General features: G+C 42.1%; 27 protein-coding genes. All 27 read left to right on the top strand.

Annotated elements, in window-relative coordinates; genetic code table 11:
• The first annotated feature begins 76 nt into the window (after positions 1-76).
• Positions 77-1,000: a stage II sporulation protein R gene (gene spoIIR / locus AC3ISB_RS27100; protein WP_489275103.1), complete on the top strand. Its 924-nt coding sequence runs from the start codon at positions 77-79 to the stop codon at positions 998-1,000.
• Positions 1,001-1,289: 289 nt separating this feature from the next.
• Entirely contained in the window at positions 1,290-2,339 is a 1,050-nt protein-coding gene (locus AC3ISB_RS27095) for an L-threonylcarbamoyladenylate synthase (RefSeq protein ID WP_141992314.1), read from the top strand.
• Positions 2,340-2,413: 74 nt separating this feature from the next.
• Positions 2,414-2,980 (top strand): manganese efflux pump MntP, encoded by a 567-nt coding sequence (locus AC3ISB_RS27090; RefSeq protein WP_098370195.1) that lies wholly within the window; start codon positions 2,414-2,416, stop codon positions 2,978-2,980.
• 144 nt (positions 2,981-3,124) lie between these two features.
• Positions 3,125-3,568, top strand: a complete 444-nt coding sequence (locus AC3ISB_RS27085; protein WP_430096283.1) for a low molecular weight protein arginine phosphatase — start codon at positions 3,125-3,127, stop codon at positions 3,566-3,568.
• A 372-nt stretch (positions 3,569-3,940) separates the two neighbouring features.
• Positions 3,941-4,387, top strand: a complete 447-nt coding sequence (gene rpiB, locus AC3ISB_RS27080; protein WP_034315832.1) for a ribose 5-phosphate isomerase B — start codon at positions 3,941-3,943, stop codon at positions 4,385-4,387.
• Between the two features lie 70 nt (positions 4,388-4,457).
• A complete protein-coding gene (locus tag AC3ISB_RS27075) occupies positions 4,458-5,051 on the top strand; it encodes a TIGR01440 family protein (protein ID WP_098370193.1) in 594 nt (197 codons plus the stop codon).
• Positions 5,052-5,413: 362 nt separating this feature from the next.
• Positions 5,414-6,655 carry a serine hydroxymethyltransferase gene (glyA, locus tag AC3ISB_RS27070; RefSeq protein ID WP_053536892.1) on the top strand — a complete coding sequence of 414 codons (1,242 nt, stop codon included), beginning with the start codon at positions 5,414-5,416 and terminating at the stop codon, positions 6,653-6,655.
• Positions 6,656-6,889: 234 nt separating this feature from the next.
• Complete coding sequence (upp, locus tag AC3ISB_RS27065; protein ID WP_034315825.1) at positions 6,890-7,519, top strand: uracil phosphoribosyltransferase; 630 nt, start codon at positions 6,890-6,892, stop codon at positions 7,517-7,519.
• Positions 7,520-7,542: 23 nt separating this feature from the next.
• Positions 7,543-8,685: a non-hydrolyzing UDP-N-acetylglucosamine 2-epimerase gene (wecB, locus tag AC3ISB_RS27060; RefSeq protein WP_489275099.1), complete on the top strand. Its 1,143-nt coding sequence runs from the start codon at positions 7,543-7,545 to the stop codon at positions 8,683-8,685.
• Between the two features lie 83 nt (positions 8,686-8,768).
• Complete coding sequence (locus AC3ISB_RS27055; protein ID WP_489275097.1) at positions 8,769-10,997, top strand: S8 family serine peptidase; 2,229 nt, start codon at positions 8,769-8,771, stop codon at positions 10,995-10,997.
• Positions 10,998-11,282: 285 nt separating this feature from the next.
• Positions 11,283-11,651 carry an ATP synthase subunit I gene (locus AC3ISB_RS27050; protein WP_063234155.1) on the top strand — a complete coding sequence of 123 codons (369 nt, stop codon included), beginning with the start codon at positions 11,283-11,285 and terminating at the stop codon, positions 11,649-11,651.
• 22 nt (positions 11,652-11,673) lie between these two features.
• The gene (gene atpB / locus AC3ISB_RS27045) at positions 11,674-12,390 is read left to right on the top strand and encodes a F0F1 ATP synthase subunit A (protein ID WP_076368353.1); all 717 of its coding nucleotides are present in this window, start codon (positions 11,674-11,676) and stop codon (positions 12,388-12,390) included.
• Between the two features lie 72 nt (positions 12,391-12,462).
• Positions 12,463-12,687 carry a F0F1 ATP synthase subunit C gene (gene atpE / locus AC3ISB_RS27040; protein WP_034315818.1) on the top strand — a complete coding sequence of 75 codons (225 nt, stop codon included), beginning with the start codon at positions 12,463-12,465 and terminating at the stop codon, positions 12,685-12,687.
• 150 nt (positions 12,688-12,837) lie between these two features.
• Complete coding sequence (gene atpF / locus AC3ISB_RS27035; protein WP_098370190.1) at positions 12,838-13,356, top strand: F0F1 ATP synthase subunit B; 519 nt, start codon at positions 12,838-12,840, stop codon at positions 13,354-13,356.
• Positions 13,353-13,889, top strand: coding sequence for a F0F1 ATP synthase subunit delta (locus AC3ISB_RS27030; protein ID WP_098370189.1), 537 nt, complete (start codon positions 13,353-13,355; stop codon positions 13,887-13,889). The genes atpF and AC3ISB_RS27030 overlap by 4 nt, the downstream gene beginning before the upstream one ends.
• A gap of 24 nt (positions 13,890-13,913) precedes the next feature.
• Positions 13,914-15,422 carry a F0F1 ATP synthase subunit alpha gene (gene atpA / locus AC3ISB_RS27025; protein WP_034315812.1) on the top strand — a complete coding sequence of 503 codons (1,509 nt, stop codon included), beginning with the start codon at positions 13,914-13,916 and terminating at the stop codon, positions 15,420-15,422.
• 37 nt (positions 15,423-15,459) lie between these two features.
• On the top strand, positions 15,460-16,320 hold the full coding sequence (locus AC3ISB_RS27020) for a F0F1 ATP synthase subunit gamma (protein ID WP_098370188.1): 861 nt from the start codon (positions 15,460-15,462) through the stop codon (positions 16,318-16,320).
• Positions 16,321-16,408: 88 nt separating this feature from the next.
• Positions 16,409-17,806 carry a F0F1 ATP synthase subunit beta gene (gene atpD, locus AC3ISB_RS27015; protein ID WP_034315806.1) on the top strand — a complete coding sequence of 466 codons (1,398 nt, stop codon included), beginning with the start codon at positions 16,409-16,411 and terminating at the stop codon, positions 17,804-17,806.
• A 25-nt stretch (positions 17,807-17,831) separates the two neighbouring features.
• On the top strand, positions 17,832-18,233 hold the full coding sequence (locus tag AC3ISB_RS27010) for a F0F1 ATP synthase subunit epsilon (protein WP_034315803.1): 402 nt from the start codon (positions 17,832-17,834) through the stop codon (positions 18,231-18,233).
• Between the two features lie 341 nt (positions 18,234-18,574).
• Positions 18,575-18,949 (top strand): NADH-quinone oxidoreductase subunit A, encoded by a 375-nt coding sequence (locus AC3ISB_RS27005; protein WP_076368347.1) that lies wholly within the window; start codon positions 18,575-18,577, stop codon positions 18,947-18,949.
• 26 nt (positions 18,950-18,975) lie between these two features.
• A complete protein-coding gene (locus AC3ISB_RS27000; RefSeq protein ID WP_170946902.1) occupies positions 18,976-19,452 on the top strand; it encodes a NuoB/complex I 20 kDa subunit family protein in 477 nt (158 codons plus the stop codon).
• Positions 19,453-20,688, top strand: coding sequence for an NADH-quinone oxidoreductase subunit C (locus AC3ISB_RS26995; protein ID WP_489275092.1), 1,236 nt, complete (start codon positions 19,453-19,455; stop codon positions 20,686-20,688). It begins immediately after the preceding gene.
• A 5-nt stretch (positions 20,689-20,693) separates the two neighbouring features.
• Complete coding sequence (locus AC3ISB_RS26990; protein ID WP_098371645.1) at positions 20,694-21,791, top strand: NADH-quinone oxidoreductase subunit D; 1,098 nt, start codon at positions 20,694-20,696, stop codon at positions 21,789-21,791.
• The gene (gene nuoH / locus AC3ISB_RS26985; RefSeq protein ID WP_098371644.1) at positions 21,792-22,799 is read left to right on the top strand and encodes an NADH-quinone oxidoreductase subunit NuoH; all 1,008 of its coding nucleotides are present in this window, start codon (positions 21,792-21,794) and stop codon (positions 22,797-22,799) included. It begins immediately after the preceding gene.
• A gap of 33 nt (positions 22,800-22,832) precedes the next feature.
• Positions 22,833-23,252 carry an NADH-quinone oxidoreductase subunit NuoI gene (gene nuoI, locus AC3ISB_RS26980; protein ID WP_048685828.1) on the top strand — a complete coding sequence of 140 codons (420 nt, stop codon included), beginning with the start codon at positions 22,833-22,835 and terminating at the stop codon, positions 23,250-23,252.
• Positions 23,249-23,767, top strand: a complete 519-nt coding sequence (locus AC3ISB_RS26975; protein ID WP_076368342.1) for an NADH-quinone oxidoreductase subunit J — start codon at positions 23,249-23,251, stop codon at positions 23,765-23,767. Before nuoI ends, AC3ISB_RS26975 begins: the two co-directional genes overlap by 4 nt.
• Complete coding sequence (gene nuoK / locus AC3ISB_RS26970; protein ID WP_098371643.1) at positions 23,764-24,078, top strand: NADH-quinone oxidoreductase subunit NuoK; 315 nt, start codon at positions 23,764-23,766, stop codon at positions 24,076-24,078. The genes AC3ISB_RS26975 and nuoK overlap by 4 nt, the downstream gene beginning before the upstream one ends.
• Positions 24,079-24,084: the final 6 nt, after the last annotated feature.

Below are 24,084 nucleotides of genomic sequence, written 5' to 3'. Positions count from 1 at the left end.
ATCAACTTTTTTTATTTTTACTAGTTTAAGATAGCTGGAAAATGGTGAGACTAATTCATGTGAGGGGGCGAAGGCGATGAAAACTAAACATTTAGCCATTATTTATCTATTAATCTTAACTATAGGAACGATCGTAAGTATATATATGCCTAAAGCGGAGATGGTCGGTGCAGAAGCTACGAAGGTGATTCCGGATGAGGCGATTCGTCTGCGGATACTTGCTAATAGTGATGCAGAAAAGGATCAAGCGGTTAAACGGCTGATTAGGGATGAGGTAAATGAAGATATCACAAAATGGGTCCAAGAACTTACTTCTTTGGATGAAGCGAGGGATGTGATCACCTCGCATCTACCGGATATCCAAGCGACGGCTGAGGCAGTTATAAAGGAACAGGGTATGGAGCAGTCAGTTAAAGTCGATTTTGGACAAGCGGAATTTCCGACAAAACTCTATGGGCAGTATTTATATCCGGCAGGGGATTATGAAGCGGTGATTATCACGCTTGGGAAGGGGGAAGGCGCAAATTGGTGGTGTGTTCTATTTCCCCCATTATGTTTCCTGGATTTTTCAAATGGGACGGCTGTAAGTCAAAGTCCGATTGTCGAGGAAGAGGGTGAAGGATCCTTGAGTTCGGAAGGGAAGGCGTATGCTGCAACAAATGAAGAGGGTGCAGAGGAAGAAGTTGAAGAAGAAGTGCTGGTTAATAAGGAAAAAGGGCCCGAGGAAGTAGTTGAAGAGAAGGTAGTGGAGGAGAGCGTAAAAGAAGTACCGGAAGAAACGGTAAAAGAAGAGGTTACAGAGCCGGAAGTAAAGGAAGAAGTGACAGAAGCAAAAGATAAGGAACAAGTGACGGAGGAAGCCATTGATGGGAATGTTGAAGAAAAACAGGTGGAACTTGCGGCATCCAATAAACAAGGTCAACAATTATATGAAGGGGAAAAGGAGCCTGAGGTGGAAGTGAAGTCTCTGTTTGCAGAAATCTTCAATGATCTATTTTAAAAAGGGGGCAGATGCCCTCTTTTTTTAAAATCAGATAATTTTGTAAACATATCCACAGGGTTATTAACAAAAAATCAAAAAAGTCTGTCATTAATCATTAATATCCACAAACTTATCCACGGATTCGATGTGGTTATCCCCAATTTGTGGATAACACTTGAATTATGTGTATAGTTCTTTTATACTTTCAAAGTATATTTAAGTGAATTTATTACAATAATTTGAGAGAATCGTTCATATAAAAGCAATTATATAAAATAAGAAACGTTAAAAGGCGATGGTGTTCAAGATGAAAACGAAAATTTGGTCAGTGGATAAAAATGTGGATAATTTACAAAGTTATCCCCAGATTATACAATCAGCTGAATTGTTAAAGGCAAATCAAGTGGTTGCTTTTCCTACAGAGACCGTTTATGGACTGGGGGCGAATGCCAAAAATGATGAGGCAGTCAAAAAAGTGTTTGAGGCGAAGGGGCGTCCGAGTGATAATCCTTTGATCGTTCACATAGCCTCCGATGACCAGTTGTCAGGTATTGTAGAAGAGATTCCGGAACAGGCCAGGAAGCTAATGGCAGAATTTTGGCCGGGTCCTTTGACTTTGATCATGAAACGAAAACCGGGCCAGCTATCAAACCTTGTGACAGCTGGATTGGACACGGTGGCTGTCAGGATGCCAGATCATCAGGTTGCCCTAGGCCTTATTCGTGCAAGTGATTTGCCCATTGCGGCTCCAAGTGCAAATACTTCCGGGAAACCAAGCCCCACGTCAGCAAAACATGTTGAAGATGACTTGATGGGCCGGATTGCAGGCATAGTCGATGGCGGGACTACGGGTGTGGGCGTAGAATCCACAGTACTTGACTGCACTGTGGAAGTGCCTGTTATTTTAAGGCCTGGCGGGGTGACCCTGGAACAGCTGGAAGCGGTAATAGGGGAAGTCAGGCAAGATGTCGCATTGAAGAATCAGGAAACGGCGCCAAAAGCCCCAGGCATGAAGTATACCCACTATGCTCCGAAGGCCCCTCTATATTTAGTCAAGGGTAATCAAGCTTTCCTTCAGAAGCTTGTGGATGAAAAAAGAACTGACGGGTTAAAGGTGGGCATCATAACGGCTTATGAACATCAACAGGATTATAAGGCGGATTATGTGGTTGTCCCAGGTTCGTTAGCGGATTTACATACTGTTGCGACAGGCTTATATGATGCTTTAAGACAGTTTGACGATCTGGAGGTCGATGTCATTTTTAGTGAAATGTTTCCTGACCATGGAATAGGAGCTGCGGTCATGAACCGGCTTGAGAAGGCTGCAGGCCATCAAATCATCAAGGAACATGTGTAATAAGGACTGATTTATCCTTCTATTTCTTTTCGGACATGCATAACATGTAGTAGGCACGTCCGAGGGGGATTTGAATGAATACATTTGCTGGAGAAATCATCACCTTATTGCTAATGGCATTCGCATTGGGAATGGATGCCTTTTCAGTCGGCCTTGGAATGGGAATGTTTAAGCTAAGGTTGAGGCAAATACTTTTTATAGGACTGACAGTAGGCATTTTTCATATTTGGATGCCCTTGCTTGGAATGGGGGCAGGTCGTTTCATTTCAGAAAAATTCGGGACCTTTGCTACATACGCTGGCGGTCTGTTGTTGATCATTCTTGGTATACAGATGTTTATCCCTGGTAAAAAGGATGGAGCTGGTGTCAGGGAAAATAAGATGCTGGCTCCTGTCGGGAAAGGTCTATTCATTTTTGCTTTAGGGGTAAGCCTGGATAGCTTCTCGGTAGGATTGACACTGGGAATTTACGGTGCAAAAACGATTTTAACCGTTCTTTGTTTTGGGTTTGCTGCCACTCTATTAACGTGGGCTGGGCTTTTACTGGGTAGAAAAATGCAGGGCTTGCTTGGCGTGTATAGTGAGATTCTTGGCGGAAGCATCCTGTGTGCGTTTGGATTGAAATTATTGTTCTCTTTTTGATCCGCTTGAATTCATATCATTCCTTCCTCAACTGTTCCGATTACTGGGGCGGTTTTTATTTTTCTTCGGACATAATGACGGTGATTTTTTTGACTATATTAAACAGGCGATAGCTTATAATGAATAAAAAGGGAGGCGTTAAAAATGATCCGAGTATTATTTGTATGTACAGGTAACACATGCAGAAGCCCGATGGCAGAAGCGATATTGAAAAATAAGAATATTGCGGGTGTTGAAGTGAAGTCTGCAGGCGTGTATGCTTCATCAGGCCAGGATGCTTCGCTGCATGCTAAAAATGTATTGGTTGAAAATGACATTGTGCATAATCATCATTCAACGCCCTTATCCGAGAAGGAAATGGAATGGGCGACTCATATTTTTACCATGACGGAAGGGCATAAATCGGTCATTACCCGGGCATACCCCAAAATGATCGATAAGACTTTTACTTTAAAAGAATTCATTATTGAGGATAAATATGATAGAGACATAATAGATCCGTTTGGCGGTTCTGAAGGCATTTACCGTGAAACGTTCAGGGAGTTGCAGGAATTAATAGAAGAATTAGTGAAAAGGCTTAAAGAATAAACGGGGTACATAATGTGGTCGCTGCAGTAAAAGATATTACTAAGCTTGTTGCCCGTCAATGCAAAGTGCAGGATCAAGGCAGTCCCAAGGCTGCTATTGCAGAATAAGCATCTGCTGGAGCGGAAGAAGTGGCGGCTACGACAAGTGAACAAGCGCTAGTCATGGAAAATGTCGAAAAATCGGCAATGGAACTTAAAGTGCAAGCGGAAAAGGGTTAACAGGACCATTACCCGCTTTCACACTTGACATTTTACTGCAGGAAACCCGAGTCGGTTTCCTGCTTCTTTGCGGGGAAAAAGGATGGACATCCTTTATCTTTTCATAATTTTGTGACACAATAAAATCAAATGAAAAAGCTAGAGGAGGATTATGATGAAAGTTGCGATTGCTTCGGATCACGGTGGTATACATATCCGTGAAGAAATAAAGAATTTATTAAATGAGTTACAGATTCCATTTGAGGACTTTGGCTGTGAATGCAGTACGTCGGTGGATTATCCTGATTATGCTTTGCCGGTTGCTGAAAAAGTGGCGCGGGGTGAGTTCGATCGAGGCATTTTAATCTGTGGAACTGGAATTGGAATGAGCATTGCTGCTAATAAAGTCAAAGGAATACGATGTGCATTGGTTCATGATGTCTATAGTGCGAAATTGACCCGCCAACATAATGATACCAATATGTTAGCGATGGGGGAACGTGTCATTGGCCCGGGTTTGGCCAGGGAAATTGCACAAACTTGGCTTACTTCGGAATTTGAAGGCGGACGTCATCAAAACAGGATCGGTAAGATTGCGGAGTATGAAGGTAAACATAGCTAATTCTTATGGTTTTTTGGAGAGAACCCTTTTCTACCGATAGCAAGTTTTCTTATTGAAAGGATGCGTTTTCATGACAAGTGATGCTACATTTTCAAATGAGCTTGAGATATGGGAAAACCAGTTTCGGGAACTTTTACATGAGTTTCAAGAACAGACAGCTTTAAAAGAGAAACAGCTACTGGTGATCGGCTGCAGTACAAGTGAAGTGATCGGGAAAAGGATCGGTACTGAAGGGACGCTCGATGTTGCAGGGATGATTTTTTCCGTAGTTAGGGATTTTCAAGGGAAAACGGGTGTTCAGGTTGCATATCAATGTTGTGAACATCTAAACAGGGCCTTGGTTTTGCAAAGGGAAACCGCGGTTCGATATGATTATGAAGAAGTTTCGGTTGTACCTGTAAGAACAGCTGGGGGATCGATGGCGACGTACGCCTACCAACAATGGAAAGATGCTGTCGTCGTCGAACATATTAAAGCAGATGCGGGGATAGACATTGGGGACACCTTCATTGGCATGCATCTGAAGCATGTGGCGGTTCCAATTCGCTCTGCCATTAAAGAAATAGGACATGCACATGTGACCATGGCAAAAACGCGTCCGAAACTGATTGGCGGGGAGCGGGCCGTTTATCAGGACATTTCTGATAACAAAAGTTGTACTTAATGGGTAAGTGGGACAGCATTTCTCGGATGGGGAATGCTGTTTTTTAATTGAATGCGAGCGAAATCGTAAAGCTCTTCACAAAAAAAACATTACTTTATAGTGCTAATAGAATGGTGATTTTGCTTATGAAATATAGGGTGAAAGAGCTATTTAGCATTATTTCGATGTTAAATACGAACGTTTTTAAATAAAAAAACATTTAACGTTCGATAAAATTAGACTATCACTTCTAAATTAGACATGTTAAAATGGAGTAGAATTTTCTAATAACTATTGGTAAGGCTTTTTCATGCTTTTTTGAAGGCATGTTGCACATAAATACTAAAAAGCGAATCACGCACAATTTGAGGAGGAATTACGGAATGAATCGTTTAGCAAAGCAAGATGAGCAAGTGTTTAACGCAATTCAACTGGAATTAGGGCGTCAAAGAAGTAAGATTGAGCTTATTGCTTCTGAAAACTTCGTGAGTGAAGCTGTCATGGAAGCACAAGGTTCGGTCTTGACTAATAAGTATGCAGAAGGATACCCTGGAAAACGTTACTATGGCGGATGTGAGTATGTAGACATCGTTGAAGATCTAGCACGTGAGCGTGCGAAAGAAATTTTCGGAGGAGAGTATGTGAACGTACAGCCTCACTCTGGAGCTCAAGCCAATATGGCCGTTTACTTTACTGTTCTTCAAACTGGAGACACGGTGCTTGGGATGAACCTTTCGCATGGAGGTCACTTAACACATGGAAGTCCAGTTAACTTCAGTGGTGTTAACTACAATTTTGTTGAATATGGTGTAGACGAAAAAGATCACCGTATCGATTACAATGATGTATTGGAAAAAGCGCGTCAGCACAAACCGAAATTGATCGTAGCGGGTGCAAGTGCATATCCACGGGAAATTGACTTCAAGCGATTCCGTGAAATTGCAGATGAAGTCGGGGCTTATTTAATGGTCGATATGGCGCATATTGCAGGTTTAGTTGCGGCTGGATTACATCAAAGCCCGATTCCTTATGCTGACTTTGTAACGACAACCACTCATAAAACACTTCGCGGACCACGCGGAGGGATGATCATCTGTAAAGAAGAATTCGGTAAGAAGATCGATAAATCCATCTTCCCTGGAATTCAAGGCGGTCCGTTGATGCATGTTATATCCGCTAAGGCTGTTGCATTCGGCGAAGCGCTTCAAGATGATTTTAAAGTATATGCACAACAAATCATCGATAATGCTAAACGCTTGGGCGAAGGTTTGAAGAAAGAAGGGTTCACCCTTGTTTCTGATGGAACGGACAATCACTTGATTCTTCTTGATGTGCGCTCTACTGGATTAACGGGAAAAATCGCAGAACATGTTTTGGATGAAATCGGTATTACCGTGAACAAAAATGCGATTCCTTATGACCCGGAAAAACCATTCGTAACCAGCGGTATACGTATTGGGACTGCGGCGGTGACATCACGTGGCTTCGGATTGGAAGACATGGATGAAATAGCTGCAATCATCGGACTTGTTTTGAAAAATAATGAAGACGCAGCTAAACTTGAAGAAGCAAAACAGCGTGTCGAATCATTAGCGAACAAATTTGAATTATATCCTTCATTGTAATTTCGTAGCTGCTCCCTTTTAAAGGGAGCGGTTTTTTTGTATCTTATGGAAGGCCGGTGTTAGAAGAATCCGAATAGTGAAAATAGGTCTGACATCTAAACCTTTATTGAAGATTCAACCTTTTTTCTGTAAAATAGGTTGAAGTGAATTTTAAAAGACACGAAAATTTTTCTATTCGATTAGGGAAATCATAAAAAAGCGCAAAACTAAGCAATGGAATTGGAGAGATGCTAAATGGGAAAAGTTTATGTTTTCGATCACCCGTTAATTCAACACAAATTAGCCTATATACGTGATATAAATACAGGAACAAAAGAATTCCGTGAACTAGTGGATGAAGTTGCATCATTGATGGCATTTGAAATCACGAGGGATATGCCGCTGGAAGAGGTGGAAATCCAAACGCCTGTAAGCACAGCGAAAGTGAAAATGCTTTCTGGTAAAAAAGTGGGTATCGTCCCTATTTTACGTGCAGGCATAGGGATGGTGGACGGGATCATTAAGCTGATTCCTGCTGCAAAGGTCGGACATGTTGGACTTTACCGTGATCCTGAAACATTGAAACCGGTGGAGTATTATGCGAAAATGCCAAGCGATTTGGCTGAAAGGGAATGCATTGTCGTTGACCCGATGTTAGCCACTGGCGGATCAGCCATCGAAGCGATCCATTCCATTAAAAAGCGCGGTGCAGTCAATATTAAATTCATGTGTTTGATTGCAGCTCCAGAGGGTGTAGAAGCATTAAAAGAAGCCCATCCTGATGTTGATATTTATATTGCGGGTCTTGACGAAAAACTGAATGAACACGGGTATATCGTTCCAGGTCTTGGAGACGCGGGAGATCGTTTATTCGGCACAAAATAAGGAGAGAAACTGAGGTGTCACGAATGAATAAACCGATAAAAGTCATGACCATTTTCGGGACGAGACCAGAAGCTGTCAAAATGGCTCCCTTAGTACTCGAATTTCAAAAACACCCAGAATATTTCAAGCCGATCGTTGCTGTTACGGCTCAGCATCGCCAAATGTTAGATCAAGTTCTCGAACTATTTTCGATACAGCCGGACTATGACTTGGACATAATGAAGGAAAGGCAAACGCTTGCTGACATTACAACAAGAGCATTAAATGGTCTTGATTCAGTAATGAAGGAAGCCAAACCTGATATTGTTCTTGTACACGGTGATACAACCACAACGTTTGTCGCAAGTCTGGCAGCTTTTTATAATCAAATTGTCATTGGGCATGTAGAAGCAGGGCTGCGCACATGGAATAAGTATTCCCCCTATCCGGAAGAGATGAATCGGCAGCTTACAGGTACTATGGCAGATTTGCATTTTGCGCCGACTTCGAAAGCGGAGGAGAATCTGCTGAACGAAAACAAGAAGGATAATATCTTCGTAACGGGAAATACGGCAACCGATGCTTTAAAAACTACTGTACGTTCCACGTATTCCCATCCGGTTTTAAATGGACTTGGAGAAGACAGGCTCATTTTGCTTACAGCCCATCGCAGGGAAAACCTTGGCGAACCCATGAGGAATATCTTCAGGGCCGTGAAGAAAATCATTGCTGAGCATGATGACGTTCAAGTGGTATATCCTGTCCATTTAAATCCGCTTGTTCAGGAATTGGCAAACGAAATTCTCGGGGGCGATCCGCGGGTTCATTTGATTGAACCGCTGGATGTATTGGATTTCCATAACTTCGCTTCAAGAGCCTATCTGATTTTGACAGATTCTGGAGGAATCCAGGAAGAGGCACCGTCACTTGGTGTACCTGTCCTAGTTTTAAGGGATACGACCGAACGTCCTGAGGGGATTGCTGCTGGAACCTTAAGATTGGCGGGTACTGATGAACAAAACATATATAATTTGGCACATGAATTGCTCACCGATCATGAGGTGCACGAAAAAATGTCCAAAGCTTCAAATCCATATGGTGATGGAAATGCTTCGGTCCGCATCGCTGAAGCCATCCGTTACTATTTTAAGCAAGCAGACATGCCACCAACTAGATTTGACTCATAAAAAAGGAAAAGCCATGCGCTTTTCCTTTTTTTATTTGCATACTCCAAGGTTGTTGAGAAAAGATAACAGCTAAGGGGATGATTATGTTGGGAAAGAAAACGTTCATAGTGTTTGTTTTCCTTTTTATATTTATTTATCAAAATGAAAAGGGATTGGCATCCGTCATTCTGCCGCCATTACCAAAACTATCTGAATCTAAGGAAGTAACGGTTGTTGTCACGATGGATAAGGTGTTTCAACGAAAAAAAATCGAAAAACTGCTTGAGAAATATCCATCTCTTCAATTACGGAATGTTTATTCAGTTGCCCTGAAAGGATTTTCCGTTCAGGGGAAAATGAATGAGATAGAACAACTTAAAAAGGAGGATGAAATTCAGGCTGTAACGGAAGTAACCGTTTATCAAGCGGTGTTGGATAAAAGTGTCCCATACATAGGAGGAGGAAGGGTCAGGGGTTTCTTTGATAAGGAGAATCACCGGATCACCGGGAAAGGGGTAAAAGTAGGAATCATAGATACTGGAATCGATTATACACATCCAGATTTGCAACGTGCTTATAAAGGAGGGAAGGATCTGGTAGATGGTGATGAAGATCCGATGGAAACCAAAAATCAAGGCGACCTGGATACATTACATGGGACTCATGTGGCAGGCATCATTGCAGCCAATGGAAAAATGAAAGGCGTCGCACCAGAAGCGGAGATATATGCATATCGAGCTTTGGGACCAGGTGGTGCAGGAGATACAGACCAAGTCTTGATGGCTATTGAGTCAGCCATGAAGGATAGGGTGGATGTATTGAACCTCTCTCTTGGCAATAACATCAATGGCCCTGATTTACCTATCTCCCTTGCGTTGAATAAAGCTGTGGAAAGCGGCATCGTTGCCGTGACATCCAACGGGAATTCCGGTCCTGCTGTATGGACCGTAGGCTCACCCGGAACAGCGGAAAAAGCGATTTCCGTTGGGGCATCGACTCCTCCCTTAAGGGTTCCGTATATGATTTACGGACTTGGATCGAAAAAGCATCAATCGCATTTAACCGTGTTTCAAGGTTCTAAAAAATGGAACCTGACGTTTTCCGAGGATGTCATATTTGGGGGTCTGGGTAATGAAAAGGACCTGAAACATGTTCGGGATAAGATTGTGTTGCTGGAACGTGGCACACTTACCTTCCAGCAGAAAGTATCCAATGCAGAGAAGGCAGGTGCAAAGGGGGTAATTGTTTATAATAATACAAGCGGGACCTTTACTGGAAGCTTGGAAAAAGAAATGAACATCCCAGCTGCTTCTATTAATAGAAGAGATGGATTACAGCTAAAGCAAATCATGGAGCAAGGGCAGAGCAAAACCGTTCAATTTGTTTATAAGAACGAGCAGGATAAGCTCGCAGATTTTAGCTCCAGGGGACCGGTAACCGTATCATGGGGAATAAAGCCTGACGTATTGGCACCGGGAGTGGAAATTGAAAGTACCATCCCTAAAGGATATATGTCCCTGGATGGAACAAGTATGTCCGCACCACATGTTGCAGGAGCATGCGCCTTAATCCTGCAAAAACACCCCGAATGGAACCCGGAGCAAGTGAAATCTGCATTGATGAGCACTTCCAAACCATTGAGGAAATCTAAGAATCAATTGTATCACACATATGAACAGGGGGCTGGACGCATCCGGGTCGACGAAGCATTAAAAGCGGACACGCTCTTGAGTCCAAGCTCATTGTCTTTTGGGATGTATACGAAAAAAGAAGGAATTGAAGAGCATCATGAAACGATAGTCATAGAAAATACCGGAACGGAAATGAGGAAGTACTCTTTCATGGTTCCATTGAAAGAGACGGGACTTACTTGGGAATTGCCGAAATCCCTTACTTTGAATCCGAAGGAAAAAAAACGGATAAAAGTGGGGCTGCAGGTCAACCCAGCCGAGCTTAAAAAAGGAGTCTTTGATGGATACCTCATTATAATGGAAGGAACCAAAAGAATATCCCTTCCTTATTTATATGTAAAGGAAGAGCCTGATTACCCAAGGATAATGGGATTTGATTTTGGCCAAGGGGACCAGAAAGGCACATATCGATACGAAATGTACCTTCCGCGTGGGGCTGAGGAATTCGGTATTGCCCTTTATGAGGAAGATAGCTTGAAATTCGCTGGATATTTGGATTGGTCCAAATCGGCACCTTCCGGTTTGATCAAAAAAGATGTATTGAAAAAGAACTTGCCGCCTAAGGGAGTGTATAAAGCGATAATCTTTGCGAGAAAGGGTGGAAGGGAAGATCGGATAGAAAAGACGTTACTTATTGAGTGAATAGAGGATAATAAGTAAAATAAAAAGGATGTCAATAGTATAAAAAAGATAATTTGTGAACAATTCGTTAATAATTACAAACCTGTGACAAATTTCACTAACCACTCATTGACATTGATTCTTGCCTATTGTATGCTAACTAAGGATGTAAAATGAGAGGGGTTTCATACGTTAATAACGTGTCAAATAGAAGCTAGTTTTTGACCTTCTATTTGGACTTGTTACGGGCAAATTCCCTAGCTAAACACAGATACTACAATATTTCTAGGGAGATTACATGACAAAATGCTAGAATTGGAAAAAATGTTCAATAGGCAGCTAAAATACATGTTGTATTTAATGGGTATTTATGTACTCGGGGTGGGCTTCACTTCACATGATTCAGTCTTCCAAGGATTATTGCTTGGAACAGCCTTCAGCCTATTTATATTCTGGTCAATGGTCAAAAAGAACAAAAAGTTCGCTCAAGAGGTTGCCGAAGGTAAGAAAACGCGCTCCCTTGGTAGTTTAACTAGAATGTCTGTAGCGGGTTTAGCTGCAATTATTGCATTGAGATATCCTGACGAGTTTCAAGTGGTCTGCGTGGTAGTGGGATTAATGACAGTTTACTTTGTCATTATGATAGATTATTTTATGCAAAACATACGTAGGTAGTAAAGAAGAGAGGTGAATACTGTTGAATCATGAAGCTCCTATGTGGGAATTTATGGATACTGGAATACATTTCAACTTGGCTAATGTTCTTATGATGACTATCGCAAGTCTCATTGTCTTCATTATTGCTGTAGCAGCAACTCGAAAACTTGCGATGAAGCCAACAGGAATCCAAAACTTTATCGAATGGGTTATGGATTTTGTGAAAAATATCATCAACAGCAATATGGATTGGCGTACGGGTGGTCAGTTCCTTATGTTGGGAATGACATTAATATTGTACGTATTTGTTTCAAACATGTTAGGATTGCCGTTCTCGATTGTAATAGGGCATGAACTTTGGTGGAAATCACCTACATCAGATCCAGCAATAACTTTAACCTTGGCAGTTATGGTAATGGGTTTAACTCATTATTATGGTATCAAGATGAGAGGCATGAAAAATTATGCCAAAACTTATGTCCAACCAATGGGTTTCTTGTTTCCGTTAAAGATTATTGAGGAGTTCGCTAATACGTTAACTCTAGGATTGCGGCTTTACGGGAATATTTATGCGGGTGAGTTACTATTAACTTTACTTGCTGGACTAGGAACAAGTGGTGTTGTGGGTGCAGCCACTGCTGCATTACCAATGTTAGCTTGGGAAGGATTTAGTATCTTTGTCGGCTCCATTCAAGCTTTTATCTTTACTATGTTAACGATGGTTTATCTTTCCCATAAAGTAAGTGACGACCATTAATTATAAATATTGTTCATTTTGAACATTATATTGATGAAAAAATAAAACAACATTTCAAGGAGGAAATTTATCATGACAGGTTCTTTAGGTCTTATAGCTGCTGCTATCGCAGTTGGATTAGGTGCACTAGGTGCGGGTATTGGTAATGGTCTTATCGTAGGGCGTACAATTGAAGGAATGGCTCGTCAGCCAGAAGCTCGTGGTATGCTTCAAACTACAATGTTCGTTGGTATTGCGTTAGTTGAGGCACTTCCAATCATCGCTGTAGTTATCGCGTTTATTGTAATGGGTAAATAAGATAACTTGAAAAAGTTCAATAATGGCGAAGATGATCCAAGGAGACCCTTCGCCATTGCTCTGTGTTAAAGTGAACATTTATGACAGTGATACTGTCAATCGAAAATACAGAACTTCAATAGTGAATCTCATGAAGGGAGTGAACCGAGCGTGTTAACAAGCAATTATGTTCTTGGTCAAGCAGCCCACTTTAATGGTGGGGATATCATATACCAGCTTGTAATCTTTATTATTTTGTTAGCGTTGCTTAAGAAGTTTGCATGGGGTCCTTTAATGGGCATCATGAAAGAACGTGAAGAGCATGTTGCGAATGAAATTGAAGCAGCTGAAGTTAGTAGAAAAGAAGCACTGAAATATTTAGAAGAACAGCGTGAAATCGTAAAACAATCTCGCACTGAAGCGGGACAACTTATAGAGAATGCTAAGCAACAAGGCGAAGCACAGCGCGAAGATATTATTAATCAAGCGCGTGCAGAGGCTGAACGTGTTAAAGAATCAGCAAAACGTGAAATCGTTCAAGAGAGAGAAAAAGCAGTTGCCGCCTTACGCGAGCAAGTAGCTTCATTATCTGTTATGATCGCCTCTAAGGTGATTGAGAAAGAACTTTCATCAGCTGATCAAGAAAAACTAATCAATGAATATATTCAAGAGGCAGGAGAAGGTAAATGAGCGATATAACTGTAGCAGGACGTTATGCTGTAGCTCTTTTCCAAATTGCGAAAGAGCAAAATCTCATTAACCAACTTGAAGAAGAGCTTCGCATAGTGAATGACGTTTTCACAAATGATAAAGAGCTATTAAACTTCTTGGCTCATCCTAAAATGACTAGCGATGCAAAAAATACATTGCTTGCAAATGCATTTGCAAGTCTTTCGTCTTCCGTTCAAAATACTGTAATGTTAATGGTGGAGCGTCATCGTACAGGTGAAGTGACTGCTATGGCACAAGAGTTCATTGAACTTGCGAATGAAGAAAATTCAGTTGCGGACGCAACTGTTTATACAGTTAATCCTTTAACTGAAGCTGAAGCGGAAGCTGTGTCTTCAGCTTTTGCTGCAAAAATCGGCAAACGTAATTTGCGTATCACTAATGTTACGGATAGCAGTATTCTTGGCGGCATCAAACTTCAAATCGGTAACCGTATTTATGACGGAACGATAAGCGGGAAGCTTGATCGCCTTAGCAAACAACTATTAGGTTAATATTCACAGATAGGGGTGAAATTCATGAGCATCAAAGCTGAAGAAATCAGTGCGCTGATTAAAAAGCAGATTGAAAACTATCAGTCGGAAATTAAAGTAAGCGATGTAGGTACAGTAATCACTGTTGGTGATGGTATCGCTCGCGTTCATGGTTTAGATAATGCAATGGCTGGGGAGCTCTTAGAATTTTCTAATGGTTCAATGGGATTGGCACAAAACCTTGAGCAAAATAACGTAGGTGTTGTTATTCTTGGACCATTCAGAGACATTCAAGAAGGCAGTGAAGTACGCCGTACTGGCCGTATCATGGAAGTGCCAGTTGGAGAAGAATTAATCGGACGTGTCGTGAATCCGCTAGGACAACCATTAGATGGTCTTGGCCCAATCGCTACAACAAAAACTCGTCCAATCGAAAGCCCTGCTACAGGTGTTATGGACCGTAAATCTGTTCATGAGCCATTACAAACAGGGATTAAAGCAATCGATGCTCTAGTACCAATCGGACGCGGACAACGTGAGTTAATCATTGGTGACCGTCAAACTGGTAAAACATCAGTTGCGATCGATACAATCCTTAACCAAGCTGACCAAGACATGATCTGTATTTATGTTGCTATTGGTCAAAAAGAATCAACAGTTCGTGGAACAGTTGAGACACTACGTAAAAATGGTGCACTAGATTACACAATTGTTGTATCTGCATCAGCTTCTCAACCAGCACCACTTTTATACCTAGCTCCATATGCTGGTGTGACTATGGGTGAAGAGTTCATGTTCGCTGGCAAGCACGTTTTAGTGGTATATGATGATCTTTCTAAACAAGCATCAGCATACCGTGAACTTTCCTTGCTTCTTCGCCGTCCTCCAGGTCGTGAAGCATTCCCTGGGGATGTATTCTACTTGCACTCCCGCTTACTTGAGCGTGCAGCTAAATTGAATGACACTTTAGGTGCCGGTTCAATTACTGCGCTTCCATTTGTTGAAACACAAGCAGGCGATATCTCTGCTTACATTCCAACAAACGTTATTTCCATCACAGATGGACAAATCTTCTTACAATCTGATTTGTTCTTCTCAGGTGTACGTCCTGCGATTAACGCTGGTCTTTCCGTATCCCGTGTTGGTGGATCTGCACAAATTAAAGCGATGAAAAAAGTTGCTGGTACATTACGTCTAGACTTAGCTTCTTATCGTGAATTGGAAGCATTCTCCCAATTCGGTTCTGATCTTGATGCTGCTACTCAAGCAAAACTTAACCGTGGTGCTCGTACAGTTGAAGTTCTTAAGCAAGATCTAAATAAACCAATTAAAGTTGAAAAACAAGTCATGATTTTCTATGCATTGACTAAAGGTCATCTAGATGATATTCCAGTATCGGATATCCTTCGTTTTGAAGAAGAATACTATGTGTTCCTAGATCGTTCTCATCCAGAATTATTAGATCACATTCGCACAACTAAAGGTCTTCCTGAAGACGCTGCTATCGTTGCTGCAATTAACGAGTTCAAAAAGAACTTCGTTATTTCTGAATAATAAGGTCTAACTAATTTATAAAGGGTGGTGAGAATGAATGGCCTCTTTACGCGATATTAAGTCTCGGATTACTTCAACGAAAAAGACGAGTCAAATTACAAAAGCGATGCAGATGGTATCTGCTTCTAAAATGAACCGTGCTGAAGCTAATGCTAAAGCATATGTTCCATATATGGAAAAAATTCAAGAAGTAGTATCAAGTATTGCGAACGGAAGTACGGGTGCATCTCATCCAATGCTTGTCTCACGTCCAGTGAAGAAAACCGGTTACCTGGTAATCACATCGGACCGCGGATTGGCAGGTGCATACAACAGTAGCATCCTTCGCCACGTTCATAAAACTATTCTTGAACGCCATAAATCCAATGATGAGTTCGTCATTATCGCAATCGGAAGGGTTGGCCGTGATTTCTTTGTCAGCCGTAATATGCACGTAGAGCTTGAAGTAACTGGGGTTCCCGATCAGCCGTCTTTCGCTGACATTAGCTCCCTTGCTAAATCAACAGTGAATTTGTATCTAAATGAACTGTGTGATGAGCTTTATATGTACTATAACCATTATGTCAGCCCAATCCAGCAGGATGTAACGGAAACGCAAGTCCTTCCTTTAGCTGACTTTGATACTTCCAATGCAGCATTGACTTCTTATGAATTTGAACCGAATGCAGAAGAAATTCTTGAGGTATTACTACCTCAGTACGCAGAAAGTTTAATTTATGGTGCTTTGTTAGATGGTAAAGCAAGTGAGCACTCTGCACGTATGACTGCAATGAAAAATGCAACCGATAATGCGAAAGAATTGATCGACTCGCTTTCATTGCAATATAACCGTGCACGTCAGGCCGCAATTACTCAAGAAATCACGGAAATTGTTGGCGGTGCAGCAGCTTTAGAATAAAATCATTAACGGGGACGGTCGGCCCGAACGAAGCTTGGCCGTTCCATAATCTCGATAGTCGTTATAAGCAACGTTAGGAGGGAAAACGATGAATATAGGACGCGTTACTCAAGTTATGGGTCCGGTTGTTGACGTGAAATTCGAAGACGGACAACTTCCTAAGATCTATAACGCGTTAAGAATCGAAAATACAGCGTCTGGTACAGGACTAACTCTTGAAGTAGCCCTTCAACTAGGTGATAATACAGTTCGTACTGTAGCAATGTCTTCCACTGATGGTTTAACTCGTGGTGCAGAGACTGTTGATACAGGAGCTCCAATTTCCGTTCCTGTAGGTGAAGTAACTCTAGGCCGCGTTTTCAACGTATTAGGGGAAAACATTGACCTATTTGAACCACTTACAGCAGAGGTGCGTCGTGATCCAATTCACAGACAAGCACCAACTTTTGAGGACTTATCAACAACAGTTGAAATTCTTGAAACTGGTATTAAAGTAGTAGATTTACTTGCACCTTACATCAAAGGTGGTAAAATCGGTCTCTTCGGTGGTGCTGGTGTAGGTAAAACTGTACTTATCCAAGAACTTATTAATAACATCGCACAAGAGCACGGCGGTATCTCTGTATTCGCTGGTGTAGGTGAGCGTACTCGTGAAGGAAATGACCTTTTCTACGAGATGACTGATTCTGGTGTTATTAAGAAAACAGCGATGGTATTCGGACAAATGAACGAGCCACCAGGTGCACGTATGCGTGTAGCACTAAGTGGTTTGACAATGGCTGAATATTTCCGTGACGAACAAGGACAAGACGTTCTTTTCTTCATCGATAACATCTTCCGTTTCACTCAAGCAGGTTCAGAGGTTTCTGCCCTTCTAGGCCGTATGCCTTCAGCGGTAGGTTACCAACCAACCCTTGCTACAGAAATGGGTCAATTACAAGAACGTATCACATCAACTAATAAAGGTTCTGTTACATCTATTCAAGCGATCTATGTACCTGCCGATGACTATACGGATCCGGCTCCAGCTACAACTTTCGCTCACTTAGATGCAACAACTAACCTTGAGCGTAAACTTTCTGAAATGGGTATCTACCCAGCAGTTGATCCATTGGCTTCTTCTTCTCGTGCTCTTAGCCCAGAAATCGTTGGAGCTGAGCACTATAAAGTAGCTCGTCAAGTTCAATCAACTTTACAGAAATATAAAGAACTTCAAGATATTATTGCGATCTTGGGTATGGACGAGTTAAGCGAAGACGAAAAAGTAATCGTGCAACGTGCTCGTAGAATTCAAAACTTCTTGTCACAAAACTTCCACGTGGCTGAACAATTTACTGGTCAAAAAGGATCTTATGTACCAGTTAAAGAAACAGTCCAAGGATTCAAAGATATCCTAGCTGGAAAATATGACGAACTTCCTGAAGATGCTTTCCGTCTAGTTGGCCGCATCGAAGAAGTTGTTGCTAAAGCAAAAGAAATGGCTTAATTAAAGGGACCTAGGAGGGAATGAAATGAAGACCATTAAAGTCAATGTTGTTACTCCCGATGGCCCAGTATATGATGCAGAAGTTGAAATGGTAAGCACTAAAGCTAAAAGCGGTGAGCTGGGAATCATGGCTGGACACGTTCCAACTGTAGCCCCGCTTACCATTGGTGCTGTCCGTCTTAAAAATGGAAGCAACACAGACTATGTAGCTGTAAATGGTGGCTTCTTGGAAGTTCGCCCTGATGTGGTAACCATTTTGGCTCAATCTGCTGAAAGAGCTGAAACTATCGATCTTGCACGTGCTCAAGCAGCAAAAGCCCGTGCTGAACAAAGATTGCAGAACAATGATGGATCAAATGATGCCAAAAGAGCTGATTTAGCGCTTAAACGTGCCATCAACCGAATCCAAATTGCAGAAATGCGATAACTTTAATTTATGAAAGCACCTGATCAAACCATTCGTGGTAAGATCAGGTGTTTTTTTATCCAGAAAGTTTTTGAGGATTATTGATATTTAATATCGGAATTAGGAAAAAAAGGTCGAATTATAGAGTAAAGTATTTTCCATTTTAAACCTTAACTCGTCGACATGATTTTATCCTAATGTTATAATGTATACGCTTACATTTATTGCTTCATACCCCCTCCTTTCACGTTGCTTCTAAAAGAATGTTACCCTGCATAATATTTAAAACGGTATCCAAAAAGAAGACAAGCAAATTTGAATTGTACCCATTTAACATGAATTATCCATAAAGGGAGATGAACATGGGACAGCTGCATATTTACCAAAATAATTATTTAATTGTATTTGTTTTCCTTTGTCTTGGCATTTTATTACCTGTGATCGCTTTATTTCTTGGTAGACTGCTAAGGCCGTATAAACCGACAGATATGAAATATACGACTTATGAAAGTGGAATCGAACCTTTTCAGGATTCAAGGGTTCAATTCAATGTCAGGTATTATCTATTCGGATTGATGTTCGTCATATTTGATGTAGAAACGGTTTTTCTTTATCCATGGGCGGTTGCCTATGATGAACTCGGACTGTTTGCTTTGATTGAAATGCTGTTTTTTGTCCTGATCCTAATGCTTGGGCTAATCTACGCTTGGAAAAAGAAGGTGTTAAAGTGGAATTGAAGTTGGATGAACTTACCCCTAAAGAAATGGAAGAAATGCGCCATAGTATTTTTTTATCCACACTTGAGCAAATAAAAGGCTGGGCTAGAAGTAACTCACTCTGGCCAATGACTTTCGGTTTGGCATGTTGTGCAATTGAAATGATGGGTGTCGGTTCCTCTCATTATGATTTGGACCGATTTGGTTCATTTTTTCGGACATCACCCAGACAATCTGATGTCATGATTGTTTCAGGAACGGTAACGAAAAAAATGGCTCCAATAATAAGTAGATTATACGAACAAATGCCAGAACCGAAATGGGTTATTGCGATGGGATCCTGTGCAACTGCTGGCGGGCCTTATGTTCACTCTTACTCAGTGGTCAAGGGGGTAGATCAAATTGTACCTGTCGATGTATATATACCGGGTTGTCCCCCAAACCCAGCTGCACTTATTTATGGGATCAATAAATTAAAAGAAAAAATCCGTTACGAGGCGAAAACCGGAAAGCGGGTGATATAGATGAGTGAAAAGGAGGACTTAGCAAAACAAAAAGCGGAGGCAGCGGCCAAGGCGAAGGCAGCCGCACTGGCCCGAAAACAGGCGAAAGAAGAAGCGGTGGAAAAGCCGGAAGGCGAAATGGATATAGCGAAACAAAAAGCGGAGGCAGCAGCCAAGGCGAAGGCAGCCGCATTGGCCAGAAAACAGGAAAAAGAAGAAGCGGTGGAAAAGCCGGAAGGCGAAATGGATATAGCGAAACAAAAAGCGGAGGCAGCAGCCAAGGCGAAGGCAGCCGCATTAGCCAGAAAACAGGAAAAAGAAGAAGCGGCGGAAAAGCCGGAAGGCGAAACGGATATAGCGAAGCAAAAAGCGGAGGCCGCGGCCAAGGCGAAGGCTGAAGCACTTGCCCGAAAACAGGCGAAAGCTGAAAGTGCGGAAAAGCCGGAAGGCGAAATGGATATAGCAAAGCAAAAAGCGGCGGCAGCAGCCAAGGCGAAGGCAGCGGCATTAGCCCGAAAACAGGCGAAAGCTGAAAGTGCGGAAAAGCCGGAAGGCGAAATGGATAAAGCGAAACAAAAAGCGGCGGCAGCGGCCAAGGCGAAGGCAGCTGCATTGGCCCGAAAACAGGCGAAAGCTGAAAGTGCGGAAAAGCTGGAAGGCGAAATGGATATAGCAAAGCAAAAAGCAGCGGCCGCGGCCAAAGCGAAAGCGGCTGCTGCTGCGAAGAGCAGGACTGCTGTAAAGGAAAGCGAGGAAGTTAACACCCCTAGCGAACTATCCCCAAATCAGTCGAAACTGGATCAAATCGTTTCTGCTATTGAGAGCCATGTAGGACAAGGGGCATTATTAGAGCACTATATTAATAGATTATCAAAAGATGTACCCACTTTAGTGGCTAATCCGGATACATATTTCTCAATAGCAAAATTTCTGCGGTACGATGAACAGCTTAACTTTTCGTATTTATCGGAACTTCATGGTACGGACTTTGAAACCCATATGGAAATCTATGTACATTTACATTCATTCAAAATGAACCAATCAGTTGCCTTGAAAGTGAAACTTGATAGGGATTCTCCCGTTATTCCATCATTGGTCCCATTATGGTCAGGAGCAAATTGGCCAGAATGTGAGGCGTATGATTTATTAGGTATTAACTTTTATGAACACCCTGATTTAAAGCGGATTTTACTTGGTGAAGAATGGAAAGGGTATCCCCTTAGAAAAGATTATCAGCCTTATGATGTGGAGGTGTAAGCCCAATGTTAAGGACGGAAGAAATGCTTCTCAATGTCGGGCCGCAGCATCCGAGTACACATGGTGTTTTTCGGCTTGTCATCAAGATTGACGGTGAAATTATAAAAGAGGCAACACCTGTCATTGGGTATTTGCATCGCGGTACGGAAAAACTAGCGGAAAATCTGCAATATACACAAATAATCCCATATACCGACCGGCTCGATTATCTAGCGGCAATGACAAATAATTATGTGCTTTGCCATGCTGTTGAGACAATGATGGGGGTGGAGATCCCCGAAAGGGCAGAATATTTGCGGGTTATCGCAATGGAATTGGGCAGAGTGGCAAGCCACCTTGTCTGGTGGGGTACATACTTGCTGGATATAGGTGCGACGAGCCCTTTCCTATACGCATTTCGAGAACGTGAAATGATCGTTAATTTATTGACTGAATTGTCAGGGGCGCGCCTTACATTCAATTATATGCGTGTCGGAGGCGTGAAATGGGATGCTCCTGAAGACTGGATTGCGAAGGTTGCCGAGTTTGTCCCTTATATGAGGGAGCAGCTTGCCGGTTACCATGAGCTTGTGACAGGGAATGAAATCTTTGTTAATCGGGTTAAAGGGGTAGGCATCTATACGAAGGAAGAAGCTCTGCAGTATTCGCTTAGCGGTGCCAACTTAAGGTGTACAGGTGTGGAATGGGATTTGCGAAAAAATGAGCCATATTCCATTTACGACAGGTTCACATTTGATGTTCCTACAAGGGAAGAGGGTGATGCCTTTTCACGCTATCACTGTAGAATGGAAGAAATCGAAGAATCACTGAAAATCATCGAGCAGGCGGTTGAGCAATTTCCAGAAGGGCCGATCCTTGCTAAGGTCCCTAAAATAATAAAGGTTCCTAAGGGTGAAGCATTTGTCCGAATTGAATCGCCAAGAGGGGAAATAGGCTGTTATATCGCGAGTGAAGGGAAAAAGGAGCCATACCGTTTGAAATTTCGCAGACCTTCATTTTATAATCTGCAAATTCTTCCGAAATTATTGGAAGGGGAAAATATGGCGAACTTGATAACGATATTAGGTGCAATCGATATCGTTTTAGGGGAGGTTGATGGATAAATGATCAAGGATCTTCTCCACTCCGCTCCAAGCCTGCTGAATTTTGGCATTTTTTTTGGTTTGGCAGTCCTGCTCCTGTTCGTCGTATTAGGGTTTGTAACCTATGGAATCCTTTCAGAACGAAAAATCATGGGATTCATGCAAATGCGTGTCGGCCCAAACCAAATTGGGGGGAAATGGGGTCTCTTGCAGACCGTTGCTGACGTTTTGAAACTTCTGATCAAGGAAGATACGATACCCAAAAAAGCTGATAAGCCGTTATATATTTTAGCTCCGGTAATTGCTTTTGCTCCTGCTTTCATGGTCCTTGCCACCTTGCCGTTCACCGATGCCTTCCAATTTGCGGATATAGGTGTAGGACTGCTTTATTATATTGCGATTTCCGGCATATCGACCATCGGCATCGTCACTGCGGGTTGGGCTTCCAATAATAAATATTCCTTGATTGGCGGAATGAGGGCAGCCGCGCAAATGATATCTTATGAGATCCCATTGGTGATGTCGCTAGTGGGAATCGTCCTCCTAACAGGCAGTTTAAACTTGAATGATATAGTTGCAGCCCAGGAAAAGGTTTGGTTCATTTTTCTTCAGCCGATTGCGTTTATCGTGTTTTTTATTGCAGCGGTTGCCGAGTTGAACAGGGTTCCTTTTGACCTTCCGGAAGCGGAATCCGAACTTGTTGCAGGCTATCATGTTGAATACTCTGGATTTCGATGGGCCTTCTTTATGTTATCCGAATATGTGTATATGTTTGCAATGGCAACGCTAACCACTGTATTATTTTTAGGAGGATGGAATTCTATTCCGTTTTTGGATTTTATTCCGGCTGCCATCTGGTTCGGTTTGAAGTTCAGTGCCGTATTCTATGTATTGGTCTGGATTCGTGTAACCTTTCCTCGTATAAGGGCCGATCAATTGATGGAATTCGGATGGAAAGTGCTGCTTCCGGTTGCATTAGCAAATATATTTTTGACGGCACTAATAAAAGAATTGATTAACCTTTTTTAGAAACATAAGCTGGTCGGAAAGCGAGGGATTTATATGCTTGGTTTAGCAAAAGGTTTAACCTATACATTAAAGAACTTGACGAGGAAAAAAGTGACCTATGACTACCCGAATGAGCCGCTTCCGCTCCCTGACCGATTCCGCGGAATCCAAAAATTCTATCCTGAAAAGTGTATTGTATGCAATCAATGCGTGACGATTTGTCCAACGGATTGTATTCAATTAACTGGTAAGAAACATCCGGACCCATCGAAAAAAGGGAAAATCATCGATACGTATGACATCAATTTCGAGATTTGCATTTTATGTGATTTATGTACGGAGGTCTGCCCTACAGAAGCGATCGTGATGACGAATCAATTTGAGCTGGCAGAGTATAGCCGTGATCATCTATTTAAAAATCTGGAGTGGCTGGATGAAAATGATGAAAATATCCGGAAGGTGAATAAAGTATGAGTTTGTCGGGTGAATTAATTGCCTTTATTGGTTTGGCACTCGTCGCGATATTAGGCGGGGTGCTGCTGATTACCTTAACAAAAGTGGTGCACATGGTAATTGCACTTGTTTTTACTTTCTTGGGCATTGCAGGCATTTATATGTTGCTTTCGGCTGAGTTTGTCGCCATTGTCCAAATCCTTATTTATTCAGGGGCAATCACGATCGTGATGCTATTCGGGATTATGCTGACAAAGCACCAGGAAAATGATGCACCTGCTAAAGGGGGCTGGGGGAAATTTTCCTTGCTCGCAGCGATTGCTGGATTCGCCGTGGCGGTTTATCTGGGGATTTATAATCTGGATATACCTGTACAGCCAACGGCCTTGCATGAGGAAAATACAAAGCAAATAGGAATCGAACTTTTTTCAAAATATGTGATTCCATTTGAAGTGATGTCGGTACTCCTGCTTGTTGCTTTAGTCGGTGCCATCGTATTGGCTAAAAAAGATGATGAGGAGGGAGATCGATCATGACGGGAGTTCCCTTGTCGGCTTACCTTGTATTGGCACTCGTTTTATTTTGTATAGGGCTGTATGGTGCCTTGACGAAAAGAAATGCGGTCATTGTTTTGATTTCAATCGAGCTGATGCTGAACGCCGCGAATATCAATTTAGTCGCCTTCAGTAAATTCGGGGTAACGCCATCCATTACGGGTCAAGTTTTTTCCTTATTCACGATTACGATTGCTGCGGCCGAGGCAGCTGTAGGGCTGGCTATACTAATGTCCCTTTATCGCAATCGGAAGACGGTCAATGTCGATGAAATGGAAATAATGAAGAATTGAAGGTTT

The organism is Peribacillus sp. GL_122 (genome assembly GCF_057835005.1).
This window is presented reverse-complemented; position numbering and strand designations above follow the sequence as displayed.